Origin of the sequence: Amycolatopsis vancoresmycina, from assembly GCF_000716785.1 — a bacterium.
GTDB lineage: Bacteria > Actinomycetota > Actinomycetes > Mycobacteriales > Pseudonocardiaceae > Amycolatopsis > Amycolatopsis vancoresmycina.
Map to the genome: position 1 here is coordinate 210,556 of NZ_JNYY01000009.1, position 21,106 is coordinate 231,661.

At 72.5% G+C, this 21,106-nt stretch carries 16 protein-coding genes and 1 riboswitch; of the genes, 6 read left to right on the forward strand and 10 right to left on the reverse strand.

From position 1 onward, the window contains the following. Positions 1-48: 48 nt before the first annotated feature. From OO60_RS23460 to OO60_RS23480, 5 genes are all read left to right on the forward strand, one after another. A complete protein-coding gene (locus OO60_RS23460; RefSeq protein ID WP_003061007.1) occupies positions 49-960 on the forward strand; it encodes a DNA-3-methyladenine glycosylase family protein in 912 nt (303 codons plus the stop codon). Positions 961-1,118: 158 nt separating this feature from the next. Further along, entirely contained in the window at positions 1,119-1,901 is a 783-nt protein-coding gene (locus tag OO60_RS23465) for a M50 family metallopeptidase (RefSeq protein WP_003061009.1), read from the forward strand. Between the two features lie 166 nt (positions 1,902-2,067). Continuing rightward, positions 2,068-3,300: an aldehyde dehydrogenase family protein gene (locus OO60_RS23470; protein ID WP_003061011.1), complete on the forward strand. Its 1,233-nt coding sequence runs from the start codon at positions 2,068-2,070 to the stop codon at positions 3,298-3,300. A 5-nt stretch (positions 3,301-3,305) separates the two neighbouring features. Next, a complete protein-coding gene (locus tag OO60_RS23475) occupies positions 3,306-3,704 on the forward strand; it encodes a hypothetical protein (protein WP_003061013.1) in 399 nt (132 codons plus the stop codon). Between the two features lie 622 nt (positions 3,705-4,326). Then, positions 4,327-5,571 (forward strand): IS110 family RNA-guided transposase, encoded by a 1,245-nt coding sequence (locus OO60_RS23480; protein WP_033262090.1) that lies wholly within the window; start codon positions 4,327-4,329, stop codon positions 5,569-5,571. Between the two features lie 305 nt (positions 5,572-5,876). Here OO60_RS23480 and OO60_RS23485 read toward each other — a convergent pair whose 3' ends face one another. Continuing rightward, positions 5,877-6,128, reverse strand: a complete 252-nt coding sequence (locus tag OO60_RS23485; RefSeq protein WP_003061016.1) for a hypothetical protein — start codon at positions 6,126-6,128, stop codon at positions 5,877-5,879. A gap of 86 nt (positions 6,129-6,214) precedes the next feature. Here OO60_RS23485 and OO60_RS23490 point away from each other — a divergent pair, with 86 nt between their 5' ends. Next, a complete protein-coding gene (locus OO60_RS23490; RefSeq protein ID WP_003061020.1) occupies positions 6,215-7,306 on the forward strand; it encodes a dihydrofolate reductase family protein in 1,092 nt (363 codons plus the stop codon). Between the two features lie 5 nt (positions 7,307-7,311). Here the strand turns inward: OO60_RS23490 and OO60_RS23495 are convergent, their stop codons facing one another. The 9 genes from OO60_RS23495 to OO60_RS23535 form a co-directional block, all read right to left on the reverse strand. After that, positions 7,312-8,517, reverse strand: a complete 1,206-nt coding sequence (locus OO60_RS23495; protein WP_003061023.1) for a chitinase — start codon at positions 8,515-8,517, stop codon at positions 7,312-7,314. Positions 8,518-8,673: 156 nt separating this feature from the next. Beyond that, a complete protein-coding gene (locus tag OO60_RS23500; RefSeq protein ID WP_003061026.1) occupies positions 8,674-9,747 on the reverse strand; it encodes a sensor histidine kinase in 1,074 nt (357 codons plus the stop codon). After that, a complete protein-coding gene (locus OO60_RS23505) occupies positions 9,744-10,400 on the reverse strand; it encodes a response regulator transcription factor (protein ID WP_003061029.1) in 657 nt (218 codons plus the stop codon). The genes OO60_RS23500 and OO60_RS23505 overlap by 4 nt, the downstream gene beginning before the upstream one ends. 35 nt (positions 10,401-10,435) lie before the next feature. Next, positions 10,436-12,241, reverse strand: coding sequence for an ArnT family glycosyltransferase (locus OO60_RS23510; protein ID WP_051767754.1), 1,806 nt, complete (start codon positions 12,239-12,241; stop codon positions 10,436-10,438). Between the two features lie 39 nt (positions 12,242-12,280). After that, positions 12,281-15,844 carry a cobaltochelatase subunit CobN gene (gene cobN / locus OO60_RS23515; protein ID WP_003066918.1) on the reverse strand — a complete coding sequence of 1,188 codons (3,564 nt, stop codon included), beginning with the start codon at positions 15,842-15,844 and terminating at the stop codon, positions 12,281-12,283. 27 nt (positions 15,845-15,871) lie between these two features. Beyond that, positions 15,872-15,987, reverse strand: a riboswitch (cobalamin riboswitch). 46 nt (positions 15,988-16,033) lie between these two features. Beyond that, positions 16,034-17,041 carry an NlpC/P60 family protein gene (locus OO60_RS23520; RefSeq protein ID WP_003066915.1) on the reverse strand — a complete coding sequence of 336 codons (1,008 nt, stop codon included), beginning with the start codon at positions 17,039-17,041 and terminating at the stop codon, positions 16,034-16,036. A gap of 7 nt (positions 17,042-17,048) precedes the next feature. Further along, positions 17,049-17,531, reverse strand: a complete 483-nt coding sequence (locus OO60_RS23525; protein WP_003066909.1) for a poly-gamma-glutamate biosynthesis protein PgsC/CapC — start codon at positions 17,529-17,531, stop codon at positions 17,049-17,051. Further along, complete coding sequence (gene pgsB, locus OO60_RS23530; protein WP_003066906.1) at positions 17,531-18,709, reverse strand: poly-gamma-glutamate synthase PgsB; 1,179 nt, start codon at positions 18,707-18,709, stop codon at positions 17,531-17,533. Before pgsB ends, OO60_RS23525 begins: the two co-directional genes overlap by 1 nt. A 1-nt stretch (position 18,710) precedes the next feature. After that, complete coding sequence (locus OO60_RS23535) at positions 18,711-21,071, reverse strand: HAMP domain-containing protein (RefSeq protein WP_003066903.1); 2,361 nt, start codon at positions 21,069-21,071, stop codon at positions 18,711-18,713. Positions 21,072-21,106: the final 35 nt, after the last annotated feature.

Consider the following 21,106-nt stretch of genomic DNA (forward strand, 5'->3'; position numbering starts at 1 on the left):
TTCCTAACGTCGCAGGCGATGTTCCGATCCGCGATCCGAGGAGGAGAGATGACGACGACGGAGGCTGCCCGCCGGTGCGGCGAGCTCGAGGTGCACGGCGAGTTCGACCTGGCCGCGGCGGCCCGGTTCCTGACCGGGTTCGCCCCCGCCGGGCAACCGGAAGCGGAGCCGGGCGCGCTCCGGGTGGCGTTCCCACTCGAGGGCGATGGGACGCCGGTGGGAGCGGTGCTGCGGCAGAGATCGCCCGGCACGGTCACGGTCGAGGTTCACGGCCCGCCCGGGCACACCGAGGCGGTGGTGGCGCAGGTGCGGAGGATGTGCTCACTCGACCTCGACGGCAGCGCGTTCCCCGAGGCCGGCGCCCGCGATCCGGTGGTCTCGCTGCTGCAGGCGATCCACCCGGGGCTGCGCCCGGTCCTGTTCGCGTCGCCGTACGAGGCGGCGTGCTGGGCCGTGCTGAGCCACCGGATCTGGATGACACAGGCGGTCCGGCTGCGCCGCCGCCTGACCGAGCGTTTCGGTGCCGAGGTCGACGTGGGCGGCACGAGGCTGAGGACGTTCCCGGCACCGGCGGCGCTGGCGAAGATGGAGTACCTGCCGGGGCTGGCGGGCCCGAAGCTGCCCCGCCTGCGCGCCATCGCCGAGGCGGCGGCCGAGGGCATGCTGGACGCGGCCGCGTTGCGGGCGATGCCGGCCGAGGAGGCGCTGAAGCAGCTGCAGCTGCTGCCGGGCATCGGCCGGTTCAGCGCGGAGCTGGTCCTGATCCGCGGCGCCGGCCACCCGGACGTCTTCCCGCGCGGCGAAACCCGCCTCCACGAGATCATGCGCGACGCGTACCACCTCCCGGACGCGGAAGCGGCGGAGCTGGCGGAGATCGCGCAGGCGTGGGCGCCGTTCCGGAGCTGGGTGTCGTTCTTGTTCCGCGTCGAAGGCGAGGCTCGGATGAGGGAGTCGCGATGACCCCTCGCCGCTGATCCGCCGACCCGGCGCCCGAAGCCGGCTCGGCCTGCCGGGAACACCGAACGAGAGGAGATCGCATCGACGGATACCGGACGCCGCGAGACGGCGATCGGTGGGGACTCACCGTAGCCAGATGTCGCCTGTGGTGAGGTGTCCGGGTGAACTCGCCCGTTCATCTCGCGCTCGGCGGCCCGGCCGGTGACACCCTGTCGACCTTCCGCACGGCCGCCACCGGCACCTCGCCGGCCGGTTCGCTGCTGGAGCAGGCCCAGACCCCCGCGGTGATCACCCTGGTCGCCGGCGGTGTGGCGCTGCTGGTCGTGCTCGTCGGCGGCACACCGTGGCGGCGGGCGCGGAACGTCGTGACCATGGTGCACGAGGCCGGGCACGCGCTGGCCGCGGTGCTGGTCGGACGGCGCCTGCAGGGCATCAAGCTGCACTCGGACACCTCGGGCGTCACCGTCTCGCGCGGCAAGCCCGAAGGGCCGGGCATGGCCTTCACCGCGATGGCCGGGTACCTGGCGCCGTCGGTGCTCGGGCTGCTGTTCGCCAGCCTGCTCGGCGCCGACCTGGTCGGCACGGTGCTCGTCCTGATCGCGCTGCTGCTGCTCGGCGTGCTGGTGATGGTGCGCAACGCCTACGGGGTGTTCACCGTGGTGGCGAGCGCGGTGGTGCTGGCGCTGGTGGCGTTCGTCGCGCCGGTCGAGGTGCAGGCCCCGTTCAGCTACCTGCTGACGTGGTTCCTCCTCTTCGGCGGCGTCCGCCCGGTGCTCGAGCTGCAGCTCAAGCGGCGCCGCGGCCAGGCCCGCGACTCCGACGCCGACCAGTTGGGCCGCCTCACCGCGGTCCCGCCGGTGCTGTGGGTGCTGGTCTTCGCGGTGGCAACGGTCAGCTGCCTCTTCGCGGGCGGCCTCTGGTTGCTGGAGCCGGTCGCGACGTAGGGCTGCCACCCGCAGGCGCGGGTTGCCGGTTCTGCGGCGCGGCGCCGACGGCGGCTGTCGCCTGGCGCCGGCGGATCGTCGACGGCCGCGGTCAGGGGCGTCGCCGGGGTGGGGTGGTGCATGCGGCAGACTGGGCCCTCGCTGGTCGCGCGGAGGGAGACGAACGATGGACGAGGTCGCCAAGGCCGTGGAAGCGTGTGCGCGGGCGGCGAAGGCCGCCGCTCCGTCGCTTGCCGCCGCCCGGGCCGAGGACGTTGACGCCGCCCTCACCGGGATGGCCGAGCGGCTGCTCGCGCACCGGGACGCCATCCTCGAGGCGAACCGGGCCGACGTCGAACGGGCCACCGCCGACGGGATGAGCGCCGGGCTGCTCGACCGGCTCACCATCACCCCCGAGCGGCTGACCGGCATGGCCGAACAGCTGCGGCTGCTCGCCGGCGCTCCGCACCAGGAGCGCTCCGTCGACGTGTCCACCCTGGACGGCGGGCTGCGGCTCGTCGAGCGGCGGCGGCCCGTCGGCGTCATCGGTGCGAACTACGAGGCCCGGCCGAACGTGACCGTCGACGTGGCGTCGCAGCTGGTCAAGTCGCGCAACGCCGGTGTCCTGCGGACCGGCTCCGCCGCGCTCGGGTCGGCCCAGCGGCTGCGTGACGTCGTCATTGCGCCGGCTCTCGCCGACGCGGGCATCGACGCCGACTGCATCCAGCTCGTGCCGCGGGTCGAGCGGGAGGCCGCGTCCGCGCTCGTGCGGCTGCCCGGCCTCGTGCCGCTGGTCATCCTGCGGGGCAGCGGGGACAGCACCCGGGCCCTCGCCACCGAGGCGGCCGTCCACGGCGTGCGCACGCTCGCCCACGCCGACGGCGGCGGTGTCCTGTACATCGACCGCGGCGCGGATGTCACCAAGGCGCGGGACCTCGTCCACGCCAGCCTCGACCGGCTGGGCGTCTGCAACCGGCTCAACCTGCTGCTCATCCACGAAGACCGCCACGACGAGGCCTGGCCGGCCCTCTCGGAGGCGCTCGCCGAGCGCGGGGTCACGCCTTCGCTCGCCCCGCACGAGCACCCCATCGGCTACGAGTGGGCGCTGGACTCCGACCGCGAGGCGACCGTCACGGTGGCCAAGGTCGGCTCGCTCGCCGACGCCGTCCAGATCGCCAACGAGCAGACCTCGGGCCTGGCCGCCGGCATCGCCACCGAAGACGAGTCGGCCGCCGACGCGTTCTTCGACGGCTACACCGGCACCGGCGTCTTCTGGAACGCCCCGACCCGGCTCCTCGACGGCTTCAAGCTGCTCGCGGTCCCGGAAACCGGCATCAACCTCGACAGGGTCCCCGGCCCCCGCGGCCCGGTGACCTACACGGACCTGTACGTCCGCCAGTACGCCGTCCTGCCGGCCTGACCGGCATGCACATCCCGGTCAGCCCGGCGGACGTCCGCCGGATCGAACTGCTCCGCGTCATGCCCAGCCCGGAGGGGGACGTCGTCCCGATCGGACCGCTCGGTTCGGTGGCCGGGCCGGACGCCGTGGCGATCGCCCAGCTGGTCGCCGACCTCCCGGACGACGAGATGATGCGGTGCTTCAATCCGGTCTACGCCCTCGAGCTGCACGGGGCGGCGGGCCTCCTCGCGGAGATCGCCTTCTGCTTCCGCTGCCACAACGCGCGCATCGCGCTCCCGGGCCAGGATCGCGCCGAACTGATCGGATTCGACCCCGGCTCGGCCGCCGGACAGGAGCTGCTCGCCCGCTTCAAGGCCGCGGACCGGCCCCCAAACCGGAACACGGAGGACACGCCGGGCCGCTAGGAGGCGGTGGACTGGCGGCCGGTAGGCGGGCATCGGCCCGGAGACCAGAACGCCGCGGAAGCGCCCGGCCGCTTGGATGGCGGTGGACCGGCCGTGAAGGCGAGTTCCGGCCCCTGGATGGCGGTGGGCCGGCCGTGAAGGTGAGTTCCGGCCCCTGGAAAGGCGGTGAGCCGGCCGTGGAGGCGGTACCGGCCCCCTGGAAGGCGGGGGCCGGCCGTTGGGGGGTGTCCCTAATGACTACCGAACGAGTTGACGAGCTGCTGATCCAGCGGCTGGTTTCCTGTCGCTCGTTCGGGCGGGTGGGACCGGACGTGCTCGGTGGACGTCTTGGGTGTCCCTGGGTTTGTGAGCCCTCCTGATAGAGCGGCGCGATCGGCGTGTCCGCGTCTCACCCGTTCGCCTGTTCGGGCAGTTTGTTCGTCGTCCGAGCCCGTTCGCGCGGAGGACACCTCAGTGACCGGGAGCCGTCGAGTTCTCTGTTGAGACCGGTGCCCGCGCGGATCGCTGGGATCGCGAACGGCTCAATCGGAGGTCAGGCCGCAGAGCCTCGTCATTAGGGCGCCGCGCGTTCTCGTCAGGGTCTCTGACCAGCACTAACAGCTAGTCGAGGGGAAAGTGGAGAGTGAAGGTGTTCTGCGGGATCGACTGGGCCGAGGACCACCACGACGTCGCCTTGGTCGACGCCGATGGTGCCCTGGTGGCCAAGCGCCGCATCGACGACTCGGCCGATGGCTTCGCCGAGCTGCTGGCCATGCTCGCCGACGCCGGCGACACCGCGACCGACCTGATCCCGGTGGCGATCGAGACCCCCCGCGGCCTGCTGGTCGCCGGCCTGCGGCAGACCGGGCGGCGGGTCTACTCGATCAACCCGATGGCGGTGGCCCGTTATCGCGAGCGACACAGCGTGTCGCGGAAGAAGTCCGACCACGTCGATGCGATGACCTTGGCGAACATCCTGCGCACCGACGCCCATGCGCACCGGCCGCTGCCCGCCGACAGTGAACTGGTCCAGGCCATCGCGGTGCTGTCCCGCGCGACCCAGGACGCCATCTGGCGGCGATCGCGTGCCACGCAGGAGCTGCGCGCCGTGCTGCGCGAGTACTACCCGAGGTTCCTCGCCGCGTTCGCCAAGGGCGGTGCCACCAACCTCGCGAGTGCAGAAGCGCGCGTGGTCCTGGCGCTGGCGCCGACACCCGCCGCCGCGGCGAAGGTCACCAAGGCGCGCATCGCCGCGGCTCTGCGTCGGGCGGGTCGCCAGCGCGGCATCGATGCCTTGGCAGCGCAGGTCCTCGAGGACCTGCGCAAGCCACAGCTGCGGCAACCGCGAGTGGTCGAGGAGGCGTTCGGCCGCCAGGCCCTCGCGCTGCTGGCCACTCTCAACGCGGAGTGCGCCAGCGCGGACCACCTCACCGAGGCCACCACCACAGCGTTCCAGCAGCACCCGCACTACGCGATCATCACCAGCTTCCCCGGCCTGGCCGATCTGTCCGGAGCACGAGTCCTCGGCGAGATCGGCGACGATCGTGCCCGCTTCACCGACGCCCGATCCCTCAATGCCTACGCAGGATCAGCACCCGTCACCCGGGCCTCGGGCCGCAGCATCTCCATCACCCGCCGCACCGTGAAGAACGACCGCCTCAACGCCACCGGCTTCGTCTGGGCCTTCGCCAGCATCGGCCGAGCCGGCGCGCCACGCGACCACTACCACCGCCGCCGAGCCCGCGGCGACCGGCACGCCGCCGCCCTGCGACACCTGTTCAACCGCTTCCTCGGACAGCTCCACCACTGCCTCGAGACCGGCCAAACCTACGACCCGGCCAAGGCTTTCGGTCCCGCTCTCGACCCACCAACCGGAGCCGCTACTTGACAGTTAGCAAGATCGGAGGTCTATCAGCGGTCGGTCGATGCCACCAGACCCGGTGACACCACCCCCCGGATCATGGGTTCGACTGGGGGCGCAAGTCATGCCGGGCCTGGTGACCACAGCTCCTTGATCAGGAACTACGAAAACGGTAACGGGGCGAGTATCGGCCCCCGGGAGGCGCGCACCGGCCGCCCGAAGGCGACAAGGCCGACTGGAACGCCGTGGACCGGTCCGGAAGCCGGCACGCGGGAACCGGCCCAACCGCCCAGCGGCGGTGGGCCGGCCCCGGAAACCGAGCAGTCAGCTGTTCAGCGCGTCGGCGGCAGGTCGGCGAGCTTCCGCAGCTCCTTCACCGTGTCCGCCGCGTTGGTCACCAGCTCCGTTTCCTCTCCGGCGTCGCCGGCGTAGCGGTAGATGGCCGTCGGGCCGTCGCTGATCGCGATTGCTGCGACCAGGCGGCCTTCGGGGTCGCGGGTGAGTCCGGTCGTCACCGACACCTCCCGGCCGACCGTGTCGACCGTGGTGAGCGTCCGCTCCTTGTACCAGCCTCGCGTTGTCATGTTCAGAAAGCTCCGGGGGATGGGCTCGACAGGGATACGTCGTAGGACGCCGGGATCGCCCGCGGCGTTACGGCATACTGGGCCCGGTGATCTCCCGGCCGCACGTCCTGCTGTCCGCCGCGCAGTCGCTCGACGGCTTCCTCGACGACACCTCACCCGAACGGCTGGTGCTGTCCACTGAGGACGACTTCGCCGTCGTGGACCGGTTGCGGGCCGAGGCCGATGCCGTCCTCGTCGGGGCCGGGACCGTCCGGGCCGACAACCCGCGGCTGCTCGTCCGCTCCCCGGAGCTGCGGCGGAACCGGCTGGCGCAGGGCAAGCCCGAGCAACCCGTCAAGGTCACCGTGACCACCCGCGGCCTCGACCCGGACGCGCAGTTCTTCACCGTCGGGGACACCGAAAAGATCGTCTACGCACCGCCCGGGGCCGCCGACGGGCTGAAGCACGTCGCCACCGTCGTCGACGCCGGAAATCCGCCGGACTTCGGGCACGTGCTCGACGACCTCGGGGCGCGCGGGATCCGGAACCTGCTCGTCGAGGGCGGCGGCGGGATCCACACCCGGTTCCTCACCGAGGGGCTCGCCGACGAACTGCGGCTCGCGATCGCGCCGTTCTTCGTCGGGCAGCCGGACGCGCCGCGGTTCGTCGGGCCCGGGCTTTACCCGCGTCCGCTCACGCTCGTCGGCGTGCAGGACCTGCAGGGCATGGCGATCCTCGAGTACCGCGCCGCCGCCGAACCGACCGGCCGGGATGTCCGGCGCCTCAAGGAAGCCATCGCCCTCGCCGCGTTGTGCCCGCCCAGCCACACCTTCCGGGTCGGGGCCGTGATCACCGACGCCGAGGGTGAGGTCGTCGCCACCGGGCACTCCGGCGAGGGCGACCCGACCAACCACGCCGAAGAAGCCGCCCTCGCCAAGTGCGCCGGCGACCCGCGCCTGGCCGGCGCGACGATGTACAGCTCGCTGGAACCGTGCAGCCACCGCAGTTCCCACCCGCGCAGCTGCACCCAGCTCGTCCTCGACGCCGGGATCCCGCGGGTCGTGTTCGCCTGGCGCGAGCCGCCCGTTTTCGTCGACGCCCGGGGTACCGAGCTGCTGCGGCAGGCCGGGCGGCACGTCGTCGAGGTGCCCGCGCTGACCCCGGAGGTCCAGCGCGAGAACACCCACCTCGACTTCTGAAACCGCTAACAGGCGCCGTTGTCCTGCCAGACACCCCACTCGCCGGTGGTGCCGGGCTCCTCGCCCTGCGTCCACCACTTCGCCGTCCACTTGTGGCTGTTGTGCGAGACGACGTTGTCCTTGACGTAGACCTTCGTCCGGTCCCACTCCGCCGCGGTGCAGGTGCCGCCGCCGGGGGTGGTCGGGGTCGTCGTCACCGGCGGCGTCGTCTGCGGCGGGGTCGCGCCGGCGAACCGGACGCTGAACTTCGTGAAGTCCCAGTCGTTCTGCGGGACGTTGCTGCAGACGCCGTTGTCCGTCGTGCCGACGCAGGGCCGGTCGCGGTTGACCGACCAGAACGTGAAGCGGCCGAGGCCGTGGCTGGTCGCGTAGTCGTACACCGTCTGGAAGTCCGACGTGTAGAACATCTCGGCCGCGTCCGACTTGCCGTTCATGCCGGAGAAGCCTTCGTGGGCGTACGCGGTCGCGCTGTCCCAGCCCATGTGCGACATCAGCAGGCCGTGCAGCGCTTCCAGCGCCGACACCTGCGACGAGCCGCCGTTGAAGCCGCCGTCGAACGGCATGATCGAGAAGTTGTTCGGCGTGAAGCCGATCGACTTCGCCTGGTCGATCAGCTGCGTGCCGAACCAGCCGGTGCCGGCCGCGGTGCCGGGCATGGTCACCGAGACGAACAGGCCGGGGTTGTTGGCCTGCAGCGTCTTCGCCGCGCCGAGTTCGTTCGCGATCGCCGCGGTGTTCTCGTACTCGGGTTCTTCGAGGTCGAAGTCGATCGCCTTGAGCGAGTACTTCGTGATGACCTGCTGGTAGGCGGCGGCCGTCGCGGCCACCGTGCCGCAGGTCTGGCCGAGTTTCGTGCCGCCGTAACCGCCGACGGACACCGAGACGTCGCCGCCCGCGCCGCGGATCCGCGAGATCACGCCCGCGACGGCGGTGTCGGAGGAGACCGCCGACGTGCCGTCCCAGGTCGGGCTGCAGCCGCCGCCGTTCGGCGCCAGGATGAACGCGAGCTGGAACGCCTTGAGGCCGGTCGCGTTCATCACGGTGACCGGGTCCGGCGGGTTGTTGCTCTGGGGCATCAGGTACGGCGCCGCGGCGTACCAGTTGTTGCTCAACGCCGCGGTCGCCGACGGTGCGCCGAGCACGAGGCTGACGGCGGTGGCGGCAAAGGTGGCGGCGGCGAGCCCGGCGGCGGCCAGTCTGCCCCTGCGCATGAGCTGTCCTCCCGGAGGGGATCGAGGTGGACAGATCATTGGACTAGACCATTGCCGAAGTCAAGGCGCGAAAGTCGGTTCGGGGGAGCCCGCGGGCGAAAAGGGCCGGAATATCCGAAATTTGTCCACGACACGAGCGGCGACGAAGACGAGACTTCACGCCGCGGGCAGCGACACGACCACCACCAAGCCACCCTCCGCGCGCGCCTCCGCGGTCACCGCTCCGCCGTGCGCGTGCGCCACCGACCGCACGATCGACAACCCGAGCCCCGTCCCCTCCGCCGCCACCCGGGCCCGGCGGTGGAACGGGTCGAACAGCGCCGGCACCTCCGCCGGTGGGATCACCGGGCCGCTGTTGGCCACCTCCAGCTCCACCCGCCCTGCCGCCGTCCGGGTCGTCACGCGCACCCAGCCGCCGGGCACGTTGTGGCGGATCGCGTTCTCCACCAGGTTGCCCGCCAGCCGCTCCAGCAGCAGTGCGTCGCCGGCCGTCACCGCTTCGGCCAGTGACTGCTCCGCCTCCGGCGGCGTCACCTGCGCGACCAGCGCCGCCAGGTCCACCGGGCTGCGCGCGGTCAGCGCGCTCTCCGACTTCGCCAGCAGCAGCAACCCGCTGATCAGCTTCTCGTTCCGCGCGTTGATCCGCAGCAGCTTGGTGCCGAGCTCCCGGACGTCGCTCCCGCGGCGCATCGCCACTTCGACCAGGGACCGGTTCACCGTCAGCGGCGTGCGCAGCTCGTGCGACGCGTTCGCGACGAACCGGCGCTGGGCGTCGAACGACCGGTCGAGCCGCTCGACCATCACGTCGAACGCGTCGGCGAGGTTCTTCACCTCGTCCTCGGGCCCGCGCAGCGCGATCCGTGCGTGCCCGCCCGGGTCGGCCGCTGCGGCGATGCGCCGGGCCGTGTCCGTGACCTGCCGCAGCGGCGCCAGCGCCCGGCCCGCCACCAGCCACCCGAGGCCGGCCGCCAGCACCGCCACCGCGCCGAGCGCGATCGCTCCCTGCGTCAGCAGCGACGTCGTCGCCGCCGCACGCAGCTGGCGGGCCTGCTCGTCGAGGGCGTCCAGGGACGGCAGCGGTGGCGCGCCGGGTGGCGGGGTGCCCGTGAGCACCGCCACCCGCTGCCCGACCTGCCGCGTGAACAGCAGGTACGTCACGCCCAGCAGCGCCACACCGGCCAGCAGGAACAGGCCGCCGTAGAGCACGGTCAGCCGCAGCCGGAGGGTCATCGGAGCCGGTAGCCGACGCCGGTGACCGTCTCCACCAGCGGTGGGCCGCCGAGCTTGCGGCGCAGCTTCAGGATGGTGAGCCGGACCGCGCCGGTGAACGGGTCCGCGTGCTCGTCCCACGCCTTCTCCAGCAGGTGTTCGGCGGACACCGCGGCGCCGTCGGCGCGCAGCAGCTCGGCGAGCACGGCGAACTCCTTTTTGGACAGTGGGAGGAGGCGCCCGTCGCGGAACACCTCGTGCCGCGCCGGATCGAGCGTGACGCCGGAGCGGCTCAGCACCGGCGGGGCGGCCGGGCGGCTGCGGCGGCCCAGCGACTGGATGCGGGCGGCCAGCTCCGGGAACGCGAACGGCTTCGCGAGGTAGTCGTCGGCGCCCAGCGACAGCCCGGCGACCCGGTCGGACACCTCCCCGGCGGCGGTCAGCATCAGCACCCGCGTGGCCGCCCCGCCGGCCACCAGCGCGCGGCAGACGTCGTCGCCGTGCACGACCGGCAGGTCCCGGTCGAGCACGACGACGTCGTAGTCGTGCACGGTGATCCGGTCCAGCGCCGCGCCGCCGTCGTGGGCGATGTCGACCGCGTGGGCGTCCTCGCGCAGCCACTCCGCGATCGCGTCCGCGAGCATCGGCTCGTCCTCCACCACCAGGACCCGCATGCCCCGATGATCGCCGCGGTGGTGTTTCTTCGCCGTTAGCACCGGTAGAGCGTGTCCGCGCCGCCGCCGTACGCGGCGGGGTCGACGGTCGTGCAGTGCCCCTCGATCCAGCGCTGACGTCCAGCCTGGGCCGGACTGGGCGGCGGTCCCGGCCGGCGCCCCGCGTTGCTCAGGACGAACCGCAGCTTGCCCTCGGCGAGCCAGCGGTCGAGCTGCGCCACCGACGGCGCGTCGTCGCGGCCGCCGAAGCCGCCCATGCCGATCACAGTCGCGTCCGAGTCGATCAGGTACGGCGCCACCACGCCGGCTTCGGCGTTCACGGCCAGGGTTATCTCGGTGCCGCCGCGGCGGGCGTAGTCGAGGATGCGCCGCTGCTCGTCGGACAGCCTGGCGGTGCCGTCGCCACCGGACAGCATGATCCGGGGCCGGGGGCCACCGGGTGACAGCGGCGGCGGCGCGGCCGGACCGGTGGCGGGCCCGGCGGCGGGCAGCGTCCCCGCGGACGTGCTCTGCGCGGCGGCGTACGACCACACCGCGGGCGTGAGCAGCAGCGGCACCAGCGCGGCGACGAGGGCCCGCCGCTCCGGCGCGACGACCAGCCAGGCGATCGCCGCGATACCCGTGCCGAGCACCGCCCAGCGCGTCCAGCCGTAGAACGTCGTGTCGCGTGCGGTCAGGACGAACGCCCAGGCCGCGGTCAGCGCGACGACCAGGGGCAGCAGAGTGCGCCGGTGCTGTCGCCACAGCAGCGCCAGCCCGGCGGCGGCGACCGCGGCGACGGCGGGCGCGAGCGCCGTCGTGTAGTACGGGTGCCAGATGCCGCCGGCGAAGCTGAAGACCACGGTGGTCACGAGCAGCCAGCCGCCCCAGAGCAGCCAGCCGGCATCGCGCCACCGACGCCCGAGCACGGCCAGGACGACCAAGCACAGCGGCAGCAGCCAGGAGATCTGCCCGCCGACGACGTCGTTGAACATCCGGCCCGGGCCGGGGTCGCCGCCGAAGGAGCTCATGGTCTGCTGCCCGTTGCGCATGATCATCATGCCACCGCTCTCGCCGGTGGCGGAGAGGCGGCCGAAGCCGTTGTAGCCGAAGACGAGGTTCCACGCGGAGCCGTTCTCGCTGCCGCCCATGTAGGGCTTGGTGCCGGGCCACCAGTCGTACAGAGCGATCCACCAGAACGACGAAACGACGAGCACGAGCCCGGCGCCGAGGACGTCGAGCAGCCGTCGCTTGAGCGGCCCGGTGGTCCCGGCGAGGTAGGCGGCGACCAGGGCGGGGACGATGATCCACGCCTGCAGCATCTTGGTCAGGAAGCCGCAGCCGACGAAGAAGGCGCACCACCACAGCCACTTCCGGCCGTCCCGCAGCCCCCGGGTGAGCGCATATGCGGCGGCGACGAGGAAGAGGACGAGCAGGGTGTCGGGGTTGTTGTCCCGGTTGATGATCACGGTGACGGGCGTCAGCGCGAGGATCGCCGCGGCGAGCAGGGCGACGTTCTCCCCGGCCCAGAGCCGGACGGTGCGGTGGAGCAGGAACACCGCCGCGACGCCTTCGAGGACCTGCGGCAGCAGCAGCGCCCAGCCGTGGTAGCCGAAGACCAGCACGGAAAGCGCTTGCGGCCACAACGCGAACGGCGGTTTGTCGACCGTGACGACGCCGTAGGGGTCGAAGGAGCCGAAGAGGAAGTTGGGGAAACTCTCCGTCATCGACCGGACGGCGGCCGAGTAGTAGGTGTTGCCGAACTGGCCGGCACCGATCTTCCAGGCGTAGAGAACGGCGGCGCCGAGGCAGACGAGGGGAAGCACCCAGGGGCGGGTCTTCGGAGGGGCGGCGGTGATCATGACCGCCACCCAACTCCGGCCCGCGTTTCCCGGGCGTTTCTACTCCGCCTCGAGGTCGCCTTCCAGCGACAGGTACACCTCGCGCATCTTCGCCAGCAGGTCCGGGTCCGGCTCCTCCCACAGCCCCCGGTCCGCCGCCTCGGTCAGCCGCTCGACGATCCCGCGCAACGCCCACGGATTGGCCTGGCGCAGGAACTCCTGGTTCACCTCGTCCAGCACGTACGACTCGGTCAGCTTCTCGTACATCCAGTCGCCGACGACGCCGGCGGTCGCGTCGAAGCCGAACAGGTAGTCCACGGTGGCCGCCAGCTCGAACGCGCCCTTGTAGCCGTGGCGCCGCATCGCCGCCAGCCACCGCGGGTTGACCACGCGGGCCCGGAACACCCGGGCCGTCTCCTCGCCCAGCGTGCGCGTGCGGACCGCGTCCGGCGAGGTGCTGTCGCCCACATAGGACGCCGGCGCCGAGCCGGTCAGCGCGCGGACCGTCGCGATCATCCCGCCGTGGTACTGGAAGTAGTCGTCCGAGTCCGCGATGTCGTGCTCGCGCGTGTCGGTGTTCTTCGCCGCCACCACGATCCGCTTGTACGAGCTCTCCATGTCCTCGCGCGCCGGGCGGCCGTCGAGGTCGCGGCCGTACGCGAAGCCGCCCCAGACCGCGTACACCTCGGCGAGGTCCTTGTCGTCGCGCCAGTTCCCGCTGTCCATCAGGGGCAGCAGGCCCGCGCCGTACGCGCCCGGCTTCGACCCGAAGATCCGGGTCGTCGCACGGCGGGCGTCACCGTGCGACGCCAGGTCCGCCGAAACGTGCGCGCGGACGAAGTTCTCCTCCGGAGATTCGTCCAATGCGGACACCAGCCGCACCGCGTCGTCCATCAACGTGATGACGTGCGGGAAGGCGTCGCGGAAGAACCCGCTGATGCGGATCGTGACGTCGATCCGGGGACGGCCGAGTTCCGCGAGCGGGATGGCTTCGATGCCCGTGACGCGCCGGGAAGCCTCGTCCCACACCGGCTGGACACCCAGCAGCGCCAGGACTTCCGCCGCGTCGTCGCCGGACGTCCGCATCGCCGACGTCCCCCACACCGAGAGCCCCACGGAACGCGGCCAGTCGCCGGTGTCCTCTCGGTACCGCTTCAGCAGCGAGTCCGCCAGCGCCTGCCCGGTTTCCCAGGCCAGCCGGCTCGGGATGGCCTTCGGGTCGACGGTGTAGAAGTTCCGCCCGGTCGGCAGCACGTTGACCAGCCCGCGCAGCGGCGAACCGCTCGGGCCGGCCGGGATGTACCCGCCGTCCAGCGCGTGCAGCACGGCGTCGAGTTCGGCGGTGGTCCCCGCCAGCCGCGGCACGATCTCCGTGGCCGCAAAGGAAAGCACCTTCGCCACCTGCGCGTCCGGAGCGACCGACTCGACCGCGGTCGCGTCCCAGCCCCGCATTTCCATCGTCTGGACGAGCTCGCGCGCGGTCTTCTCGACGGCGTCCACTTCGGACATCGGCGCGTCTTCCTTGAGCCCCAGCGCCGACCGCAGGCCCGGCACCGCGCCCTGCTTGCCGCCCCACATCTGCGACGCCCGCAGCATCGCCAGCACCAGGTTGACCCGGGCCTCGCCGGTCGGCGCCGCACCGAGGATGTGCAGCCCGTCGCGGATCTGCGCGTCCTTGACCTCGCACAGCCAGCCGTCGATGTGCAGCAGGAAGTCGTCGAACTCCGCGTCGTGCGGCCGTTCCTCGACGCCGAGGTCGTGGTCCAGCTTCGCGGCCTGGATCAGCGTCCAGATCTGCTGGCGCACGGCCGGCAGCTTCGCCGGGTCCATCGCCGCGATGTTCGCGTGCTCGTCGAGCAGCTGCTCCAGCCGCGCCATGTCGCCGTAGGACTCCGCGCGCGCCATCGGCGGGATCAGGTGGTCGACGATCGTCGCGTGCGCCCGCCGCTTCGCCTGCGCGCCCTCACCGGGGTCGTTGATCAGGAACGGGTAGACCAGCGGCAGGTTCCCGAGCACGGCGTCCGGCGCGCAGGACGCCGAGAGCCCCGCGGTCTTGCCCGGCAGCCATTCGAGGGATCCGTGCTTGCCCAGGTGGACGACGGCGTGCGCGCCGAACTCCTCCTCCAGCCACCGGTAGGCGGCCAGGTAGTGGTGGCTCGGCGGCAGGTCCGGGTTGTGGTAGATCGCCACCGGGTTCTCGCCGAACCCGCGCGGCGGCTGGATCATGATGATCACGTTGCCGCTCTGCAGGGACGCCAGCACGATGTCGCCGTTGTCGACGTACAGCTCGCCGGGCGCCGGGCCCCAGTGCTCCTCGACGCCTTCGCGCAGTTCGGCGGGCAGAGCCTCGAACCACGAGCGGTAGCGCGCGGCGGGGACGCGGATCGGGTTCCCGGCCAGCTGTTCCTCGGTCAGCCACTCCGGATCCTGACCGCCGGCGGCGATCAGCGCGTGGATGAGCGCGTCGCCGTCGGGCTGGTCGGTGCCGGTCGGGTCGACGCCCGGGAACGCGTCCGGCCCCAGGTCGTAGCCCTGCGCGCGCATCCGCCGCAGCAGCTCGATGGCCGACGCGGGCGTGTCCAGCCCGACCGCGTTGCCGACGCGGGAGTGTTTCGTCGGGTACGCGGACAGCATCAACGCGATCCGGCGTTCCGACGGCGGCGTGTGCCGCAGCCGGGCGTGCGCGAGCGCGATGCGGGCGACGCGGGACGCGCGTTCGGCGTCCGGCACGTACCGGGGGAGGCCGTCTTCGTCGAGTTCCTTGAACGAGAACGGCACCGTGATGAGCCGCCCGTCGAACTCCGGGACGGCCATCTGGTTCCCGGCGTCGAGCGGCGAGAGGCCGTCGTCGTTGACCGCCCACGTCTCGCGGTCGCTGGTCAGGCACAGCGCCTGCAGGATCGGGACGTCGAGCGCGGCCATCTCGGCGACGTCCCACGCCTCGTCGTCCCCGCCCGCGCCGACCTCGGACGGCCGCGTACCGCCGGCGGCGAGCACCGTGACCAGCAGGGCGTCGACCTTCCCCAGCTCAGCCATCATTTCCGGCTCGCGCGTACGCAGCGAAGCACAGTAGATCGGCAACGCGCGCCCGCCCGCGGCTTCGATCTCGTCGGCGAGGGCGTGCACGAACGCGGTGTTCCCGGACAGGTGGTGCGCGCGGTAGTAGAGGATGCCGATGACCGGGCCGTCGCTCTTCGCGGGCCGCTCGAGGACGCCCCACGCGGCCTGCTGCGCGGGCGGCTCGAAGCCGTCGCCGGTGAGCAGCAGCGTGTCGGAGAGGAACCGGTGCAGCTGGGTGAGGTTGGCCGGCCCGCCCTGGGCGAGGTAGGCGTGGGCCTCGGCGGCGATGCCGGCCGGGACGGTGGAGAGCTTCATCAGCTCGGCGTCCGGCGTCTGCTCCCCGCCGAGGACGACGACGTGCGCGCCCGACGCCCGCAGCGTGTCCAGGCCCTCCTGCCAGCTCCGCGGCGTGCCGAGGATCCGCGCGATCACGATGCGCACGCCGTCGAGCAGCCCCGGCAACTCGGCGACGTCGAGCCGGGCCGGGTTGCCGAGCCGGTACTCGCGGTCGCTGGACCGGGCGCTGAGCAGGTCGGTGTCCGAAGTGGACAGAAGCAGGATCACGAGGTTCCTCCTCGGGGTCCGCGCCCCGGGTAGACGGGCGCGCCGGCGGGAGTTCCTGGCTCCCGGATCTCTCCGGTGACAGTGGCGGGACCGCCCCGGATTTCCACCGGGTTCCTCCACCTGCCGACGCGTGGGTAACGCACCCACTCTCCGGTGCGCGGCGGATGGCGTCAAGGTGACGTGTGCGGCTCAGAGCCGCTTCGCCGCGCGGAACGCCTTCGCGTACGTCCCCGAGCCGTCGATCAGCGACACCCCGCCGGCGTCGCCGAAGGTCGGCCCGTTCGCCACCTTCCGGCTGGACAGCACCCGGTGGTGGCCGTCGCTGTCGATGCCCAGGTAGATGCCCGTGTGCGACACCTGTGTGCCCAGCTGGGGCTCGAGGTTGAAGAACAGCAGGTCACCCGGTTGGAGCGGGCTGAAGTCCGTCACCTGCCGCTTCTCGTCGTGGATGATCTCGGTGCCCGGCCCCAGCTCGGACAGCGCCCACGCGCGGCGCGGCAGGCCCGGGCCCTTCGTGTTCGTCCCGAGCAGCGGGTAGCCCGCCCGGTAGCCGTACACCATCCGCACGAACCCGGAGCAGTCCAGCGACCGCGCCCGCGCCGGCTCCGCCGCTTCGTGGACGCCGCCCGGGAAGTCCCAGCCGATGCCCAGGTAGTCGTAGAAATCCGACTTCTCCAGCCTGCCCTCGGCGCTGTCCGGGCCGAAGTTGGCGTCCCCGGCGATCCGCAGCTTCTTCGCCGTCTGGTCGGCCGCGCCGTCGGTGTACTGCAGGGCGATCGCGAGGATGTCCGGGTCCGGGTCGCCGATCGCCTCGGGCAGCCAGCCGGTGAACCACTTCTCCTTCTCCGCGCCCGCGTGCCACGCCTGCGGCGCGAGCCGGATCCAGGCCGTCGAGGTGATGCCGACCTTGGTGAACCTCGGCTCGGTGAACGTCCGCGAGCGGCCCGTCAGCATCGCCGTGCGGGAGCCGTCGGTGAAGGACGCGAGCTGCGCGCCCGCTCCGTCGCGGACCACCGTGCGGGCCGGGTTCTCCAGCCGTTCGTAGGTGTACCCGCCGGTGACCGCGGCACCCGAGGGCGCCGCCGACGCCGAGATGGCCGTGATGTCCTGCCGGTCCTGCGTGGCGACGTACACCGCCGCCGTGCCGGACACGCCGATGACCGCGGCCAGCACGCCGATCCGGAGCGACTTGCGCATCGTCACCTCACACCGTCGGAACGAGCCCGACCAGCACGCCGCTGATCAGGACCGCGTAGCTGGCCAGGCTGACCCCGCCGGTGGCGAGCATCGTGGCCACCGGTTTCTGCCGCACCAGCTGGTAGGCGACCAGGCCCGGCACGACGAACCCGAGCGTCTGGTGCACGAACAGCAGCGGGAAGTCGGCCTGCAGCACGATCAGCAACGTCGTCTGCAGCACGACGCCCAGCAGCACGACCGCCGCGAACAGCCGCTTGCCGTAGAGGATCACCAGGCGTTGCAGCAGCTTCGTGCCGCCGAACGTCAGCGCCGTCATCAGCACGATGATCGCCGCGCGGCGGTAGTCCTCGACCATGGTCAGCGCGATCCAGCCGGGGGTGATCATGCCGCCCGGCGACAGGTTCGTCGTCAGGTAGCAGACCAGCGACAGCAGCAGGCCGATGGCCAGGCCGACGGTGGCGACCTCGGGGGCGAGGGACGTGGTGAGCATCAGGCGACCGGTTCCAGTTTGGCGAGTTCCTCGATGAGCAGTTCCCCCTGGCCGTGGATGTTGCCGATGGCGATCAGCGACGCCTGCCGCCCGACACCGCCGACGATCCCGCGCAGCAGGTCCCGCGGCGACCGCGAACCGCCCAGGTCGACGACACGGTCGTGCCACTCGCTCGGGATCGCGACGCGGGCGCTGCGCGTCGGTTCGCCGATCAGCACCACGCGTTCCGGGGCGATCTTCGGGATGAGCGCGCCCATCTGGCCGTTGCGCTCGACGCGGTCGGGACGGCAGTTGATGATGACGTGCATGGGGTCGGTGATCGCGCCCTGGCGGCGGAGCTGGTCGATGTTCAGCAACGTCGATTCGGGGTCGTTCGCGGCGAAGACGTTGGCGAACCGCAGGAGACGGCGGCCCGCGCGGTACTGGTGGACCTGCAGCACGCCCGGGTCGGGCGGCGCGGCCCACATGCCTTCGAGCGCGAGCTGCCGGTTGACGTTGAGCAGGTCCGCGACGGCCAGCGCGATGGCGACGTTCTCCTTGAAGGTGATCCAGCCGAAGCGGCGCATCTCGGCGTCGGTGACCGACTCGGGGTCGACGGCGATGAGCTCGCAGTCCCGCTTGTCCGCCTCCTCCTGGAGGATGTGCAGCCGGTCCTGCTCGGCGGTCAGGCAGATCCCGCCGACCGGCATCGAGCGGGACAGCGAGCGGGCGACGTCGTCGAGGGTGGGTCCCATCTCGGCGAGGTGGTCTTCGCGGACGTTGCACAGCACGCCGATGGTCGAGCGGATCAGCTTGCTCTGGTTGATCTCCTGCAGGTCCGGCATCACCGCCATGCATTCGATGACGAGGGCGTCGGGCCGGTAGGCGGCGGCGCGGCGGACGATGCCGATCTGCTCGACGACGTTGGCGATGCCGAACTTGCGGTAGACCGGTTCCTCGCTGCCGTCGGGGTGGATGAACCGGGCCGCGGTGCCGGTCGTCTTCGCCGTCGTGACCAGGCCGCCGCCACGCAGCGCGCCCGCGCAGAGGCGGGTGATGGACGATTTGCCGCGGATGCCGTTGACCAGCACCCGTGTCGGGATGCTGTGCAGGTGCTGGTAGTGCCGGCATTGTTCGGCGATCCCGGCGGCCAGCATCGCCGCCGACGCTGCGAGCAGCACGACGTAGAGGAACGTCACGTCAGACCCCGGCCCCGTCCAGCCAGCTGAGGTAGTCGCTCTTCGCCTTCTCTTCGGGCGTGCGGGCGGGCAGCCGCGGCGGCGTCTGGGGCCGGGGACGCGCCGGCCGGGCCGCGCGCGGCGGCTGTGCCTTCGCCGGCGGCTTCGGCTTCGGTGCGGGTTCCGGCTCGTCGACGATCTTCTGGAGCAACTCGGTCTCGTCGGTCGCCGCCCCCGCCGGGCGCCGGACCTCGCCGAGCCGGTCGCGTCCGTCGGTCAGGGCCTGGCGGCAGATCTCGACGCAGGAGGCGACGGTGCCGATCTCGTCCTGGCGCTGCGGGTAGACGACGGCGCCGGTGTCGCCGGCCGCGATCCGCCGCGCCTCGTCGCCGACCCGCCGCAGTGGCCGCACGACCACGAGGAGGTGCCAGGCGAACAGCATCAGCGCGACGACGGCGGTGAGCAGCGCGGCGACCCGCGCGCCCGAGCGCACGGTGTTGTCCGCGACCCCGAGCGAGCCGATCGGCTGCTCGGCGACGACGACCCACTTCAGCGTCGCGGCGGCGCCCTTGTCGGCCAGGCGCTGCGCCGCGACGACCGCGGACGGCGTCGTCTCGCGGGCGTCCTTGCCGGACTGCGCGGTCTCGACGTTCTTGATCAGCGCCGGGTCGGACAGCGGGGCGAACGCGAGGTAGCCCTCGGTGTCGGCGATCGTGCGCTTGCCCTCGTCGACGACCCGGATCCGGCCGCCCGCGGAGCCGAGGAGCCCGGCCAGCCGTGGCACGTCGTACTCGCCGACCAAGACGTTCTTCGAGCCCGGCAGCGGTGTGAAGGCGTAGACGATCGGGACGCGCCCGCTCGTGTTGTGCTGGCGCAGGCCCTCGCCGTCGGGCAGCTTCCCGGGGTCGCGCAGCGACTCGCGCCCGGCCAGCAGCCGGACCGTGCCCTGCTCGTCGGCGACGTAGACGCTGCGGAACCGGCTCTCGGTGCCGGCGAGCCGGTCGAGCATGCCGCGCAGCTGCTCCGGCTCCTTGCCCTTGCCCAGCCGGGCGACGGACTGCAGGTCGCTGACACCCGCGGCGAGGCTGCGGCGCAGGGTGTCGGCCGAGCGCGTGACGCGGACGCCGTGCTCGCTGAGCATGGTCGGCGACACCGCGGCGTGCTGACGGCCGAGCGTCGCGGCGACCGCGCCCGACCAGCCGAGCAGGGCCACCGCGACAGCCGCGACGACGAGCTGGGCGGAGAGGAACGGGCGCAGGTCCGGCGCGGGCTTGCGGCGGCGCAGCTTGGACCGCGACCGCTCGAGCGCCGCCGTCACGCGGTTGACCTCGCGGATCCGCGACTGCCGGACCGGCTTGCCGAGCACCCCGGCGGCGACCGCGAGAGCGTCGGTGCGCAGCCGCCGGATCGGCGCGACGACCGTGCGCCTCAGCAGGAAGAAGCCCGCGACGGCCAGCACGAGCAACGCGGCGGCGGGGATCAGGCCCGGCCAGCGCACCGGCACGGCCTCGACCGGGAAGCGGCTGAACGTCACGACGGACAGGCCGAGGCTGCCGCCGATGCCGGCGGGGGAGACCGGCGCGTAGGAGACGACCGGGGCCCGCTCCTTGCCCTTCTCGGGCACGGCCCGGCCGGTCAGCACGCCGTCCTGGCCGGCGGCGGCCGCCGTGGCGGCGCGGGACAGCAGCTCCTGGGCGGGGGCGTCGGTCGCGGCGACGTCGGAGCCGTGGGCGTACAGGACCGCGCCGTCGGCGGTGACCAGCCGGACCTGCTGCTGGGTGTCCTTGTCGAGGTCGCCGGCCGTGGTGCGCAGCGCCGTGGAGACGACGAGGAGCTTGCCGGCGCGGCTCCCGGTGAGCGGGAGCGCGGTCAGCACGAGCGGGGTGTCGCCCGGGCGGGCGACCGGGCGGACGGTGAGGTTCGCGACGGCGACCCCGCGCAGTGTCTCGACCGGCACCGGCTCGCCGCGGGTGGCCACGACCTTCTGCGCGGCGGGGTCGTAGACGACGACGCCCCGCCAGTCTTCGTAGGTTTCACCCAGGCGGGTGAGCAGCGCGTCGTCGTCGGCGGTGTCGAACACCCCGGAGCCGGAAGCGACCTGGAGGTCGCCGGCGGCGGCCGTCGCCGAGGTGGCGACGCCCTGCGCGAGACCGGCAGCGCCGCGCTGCTGGCCCGCGGTCACCTCGTCGGGGACGCGGCCGGCGGCGTCGTTCGCGCGGATCAGGGACAGCGGGCCCGCGGTGGACAGGTACAGCGCGGTGAAGGCGGCGATGAGCAGCAGCAGGACAAAGGTGGTCGCCGACGCGACCCCGGCGCCGCGGGGGAACCCCGCTTCCGGAATCTGCGCGCGCAGTCGCGCCGTTCGAATTTCGTGCTGGTTCAAGAGGGTCTCCCCAGGCCCTTCCCGTCTAGCGGTCC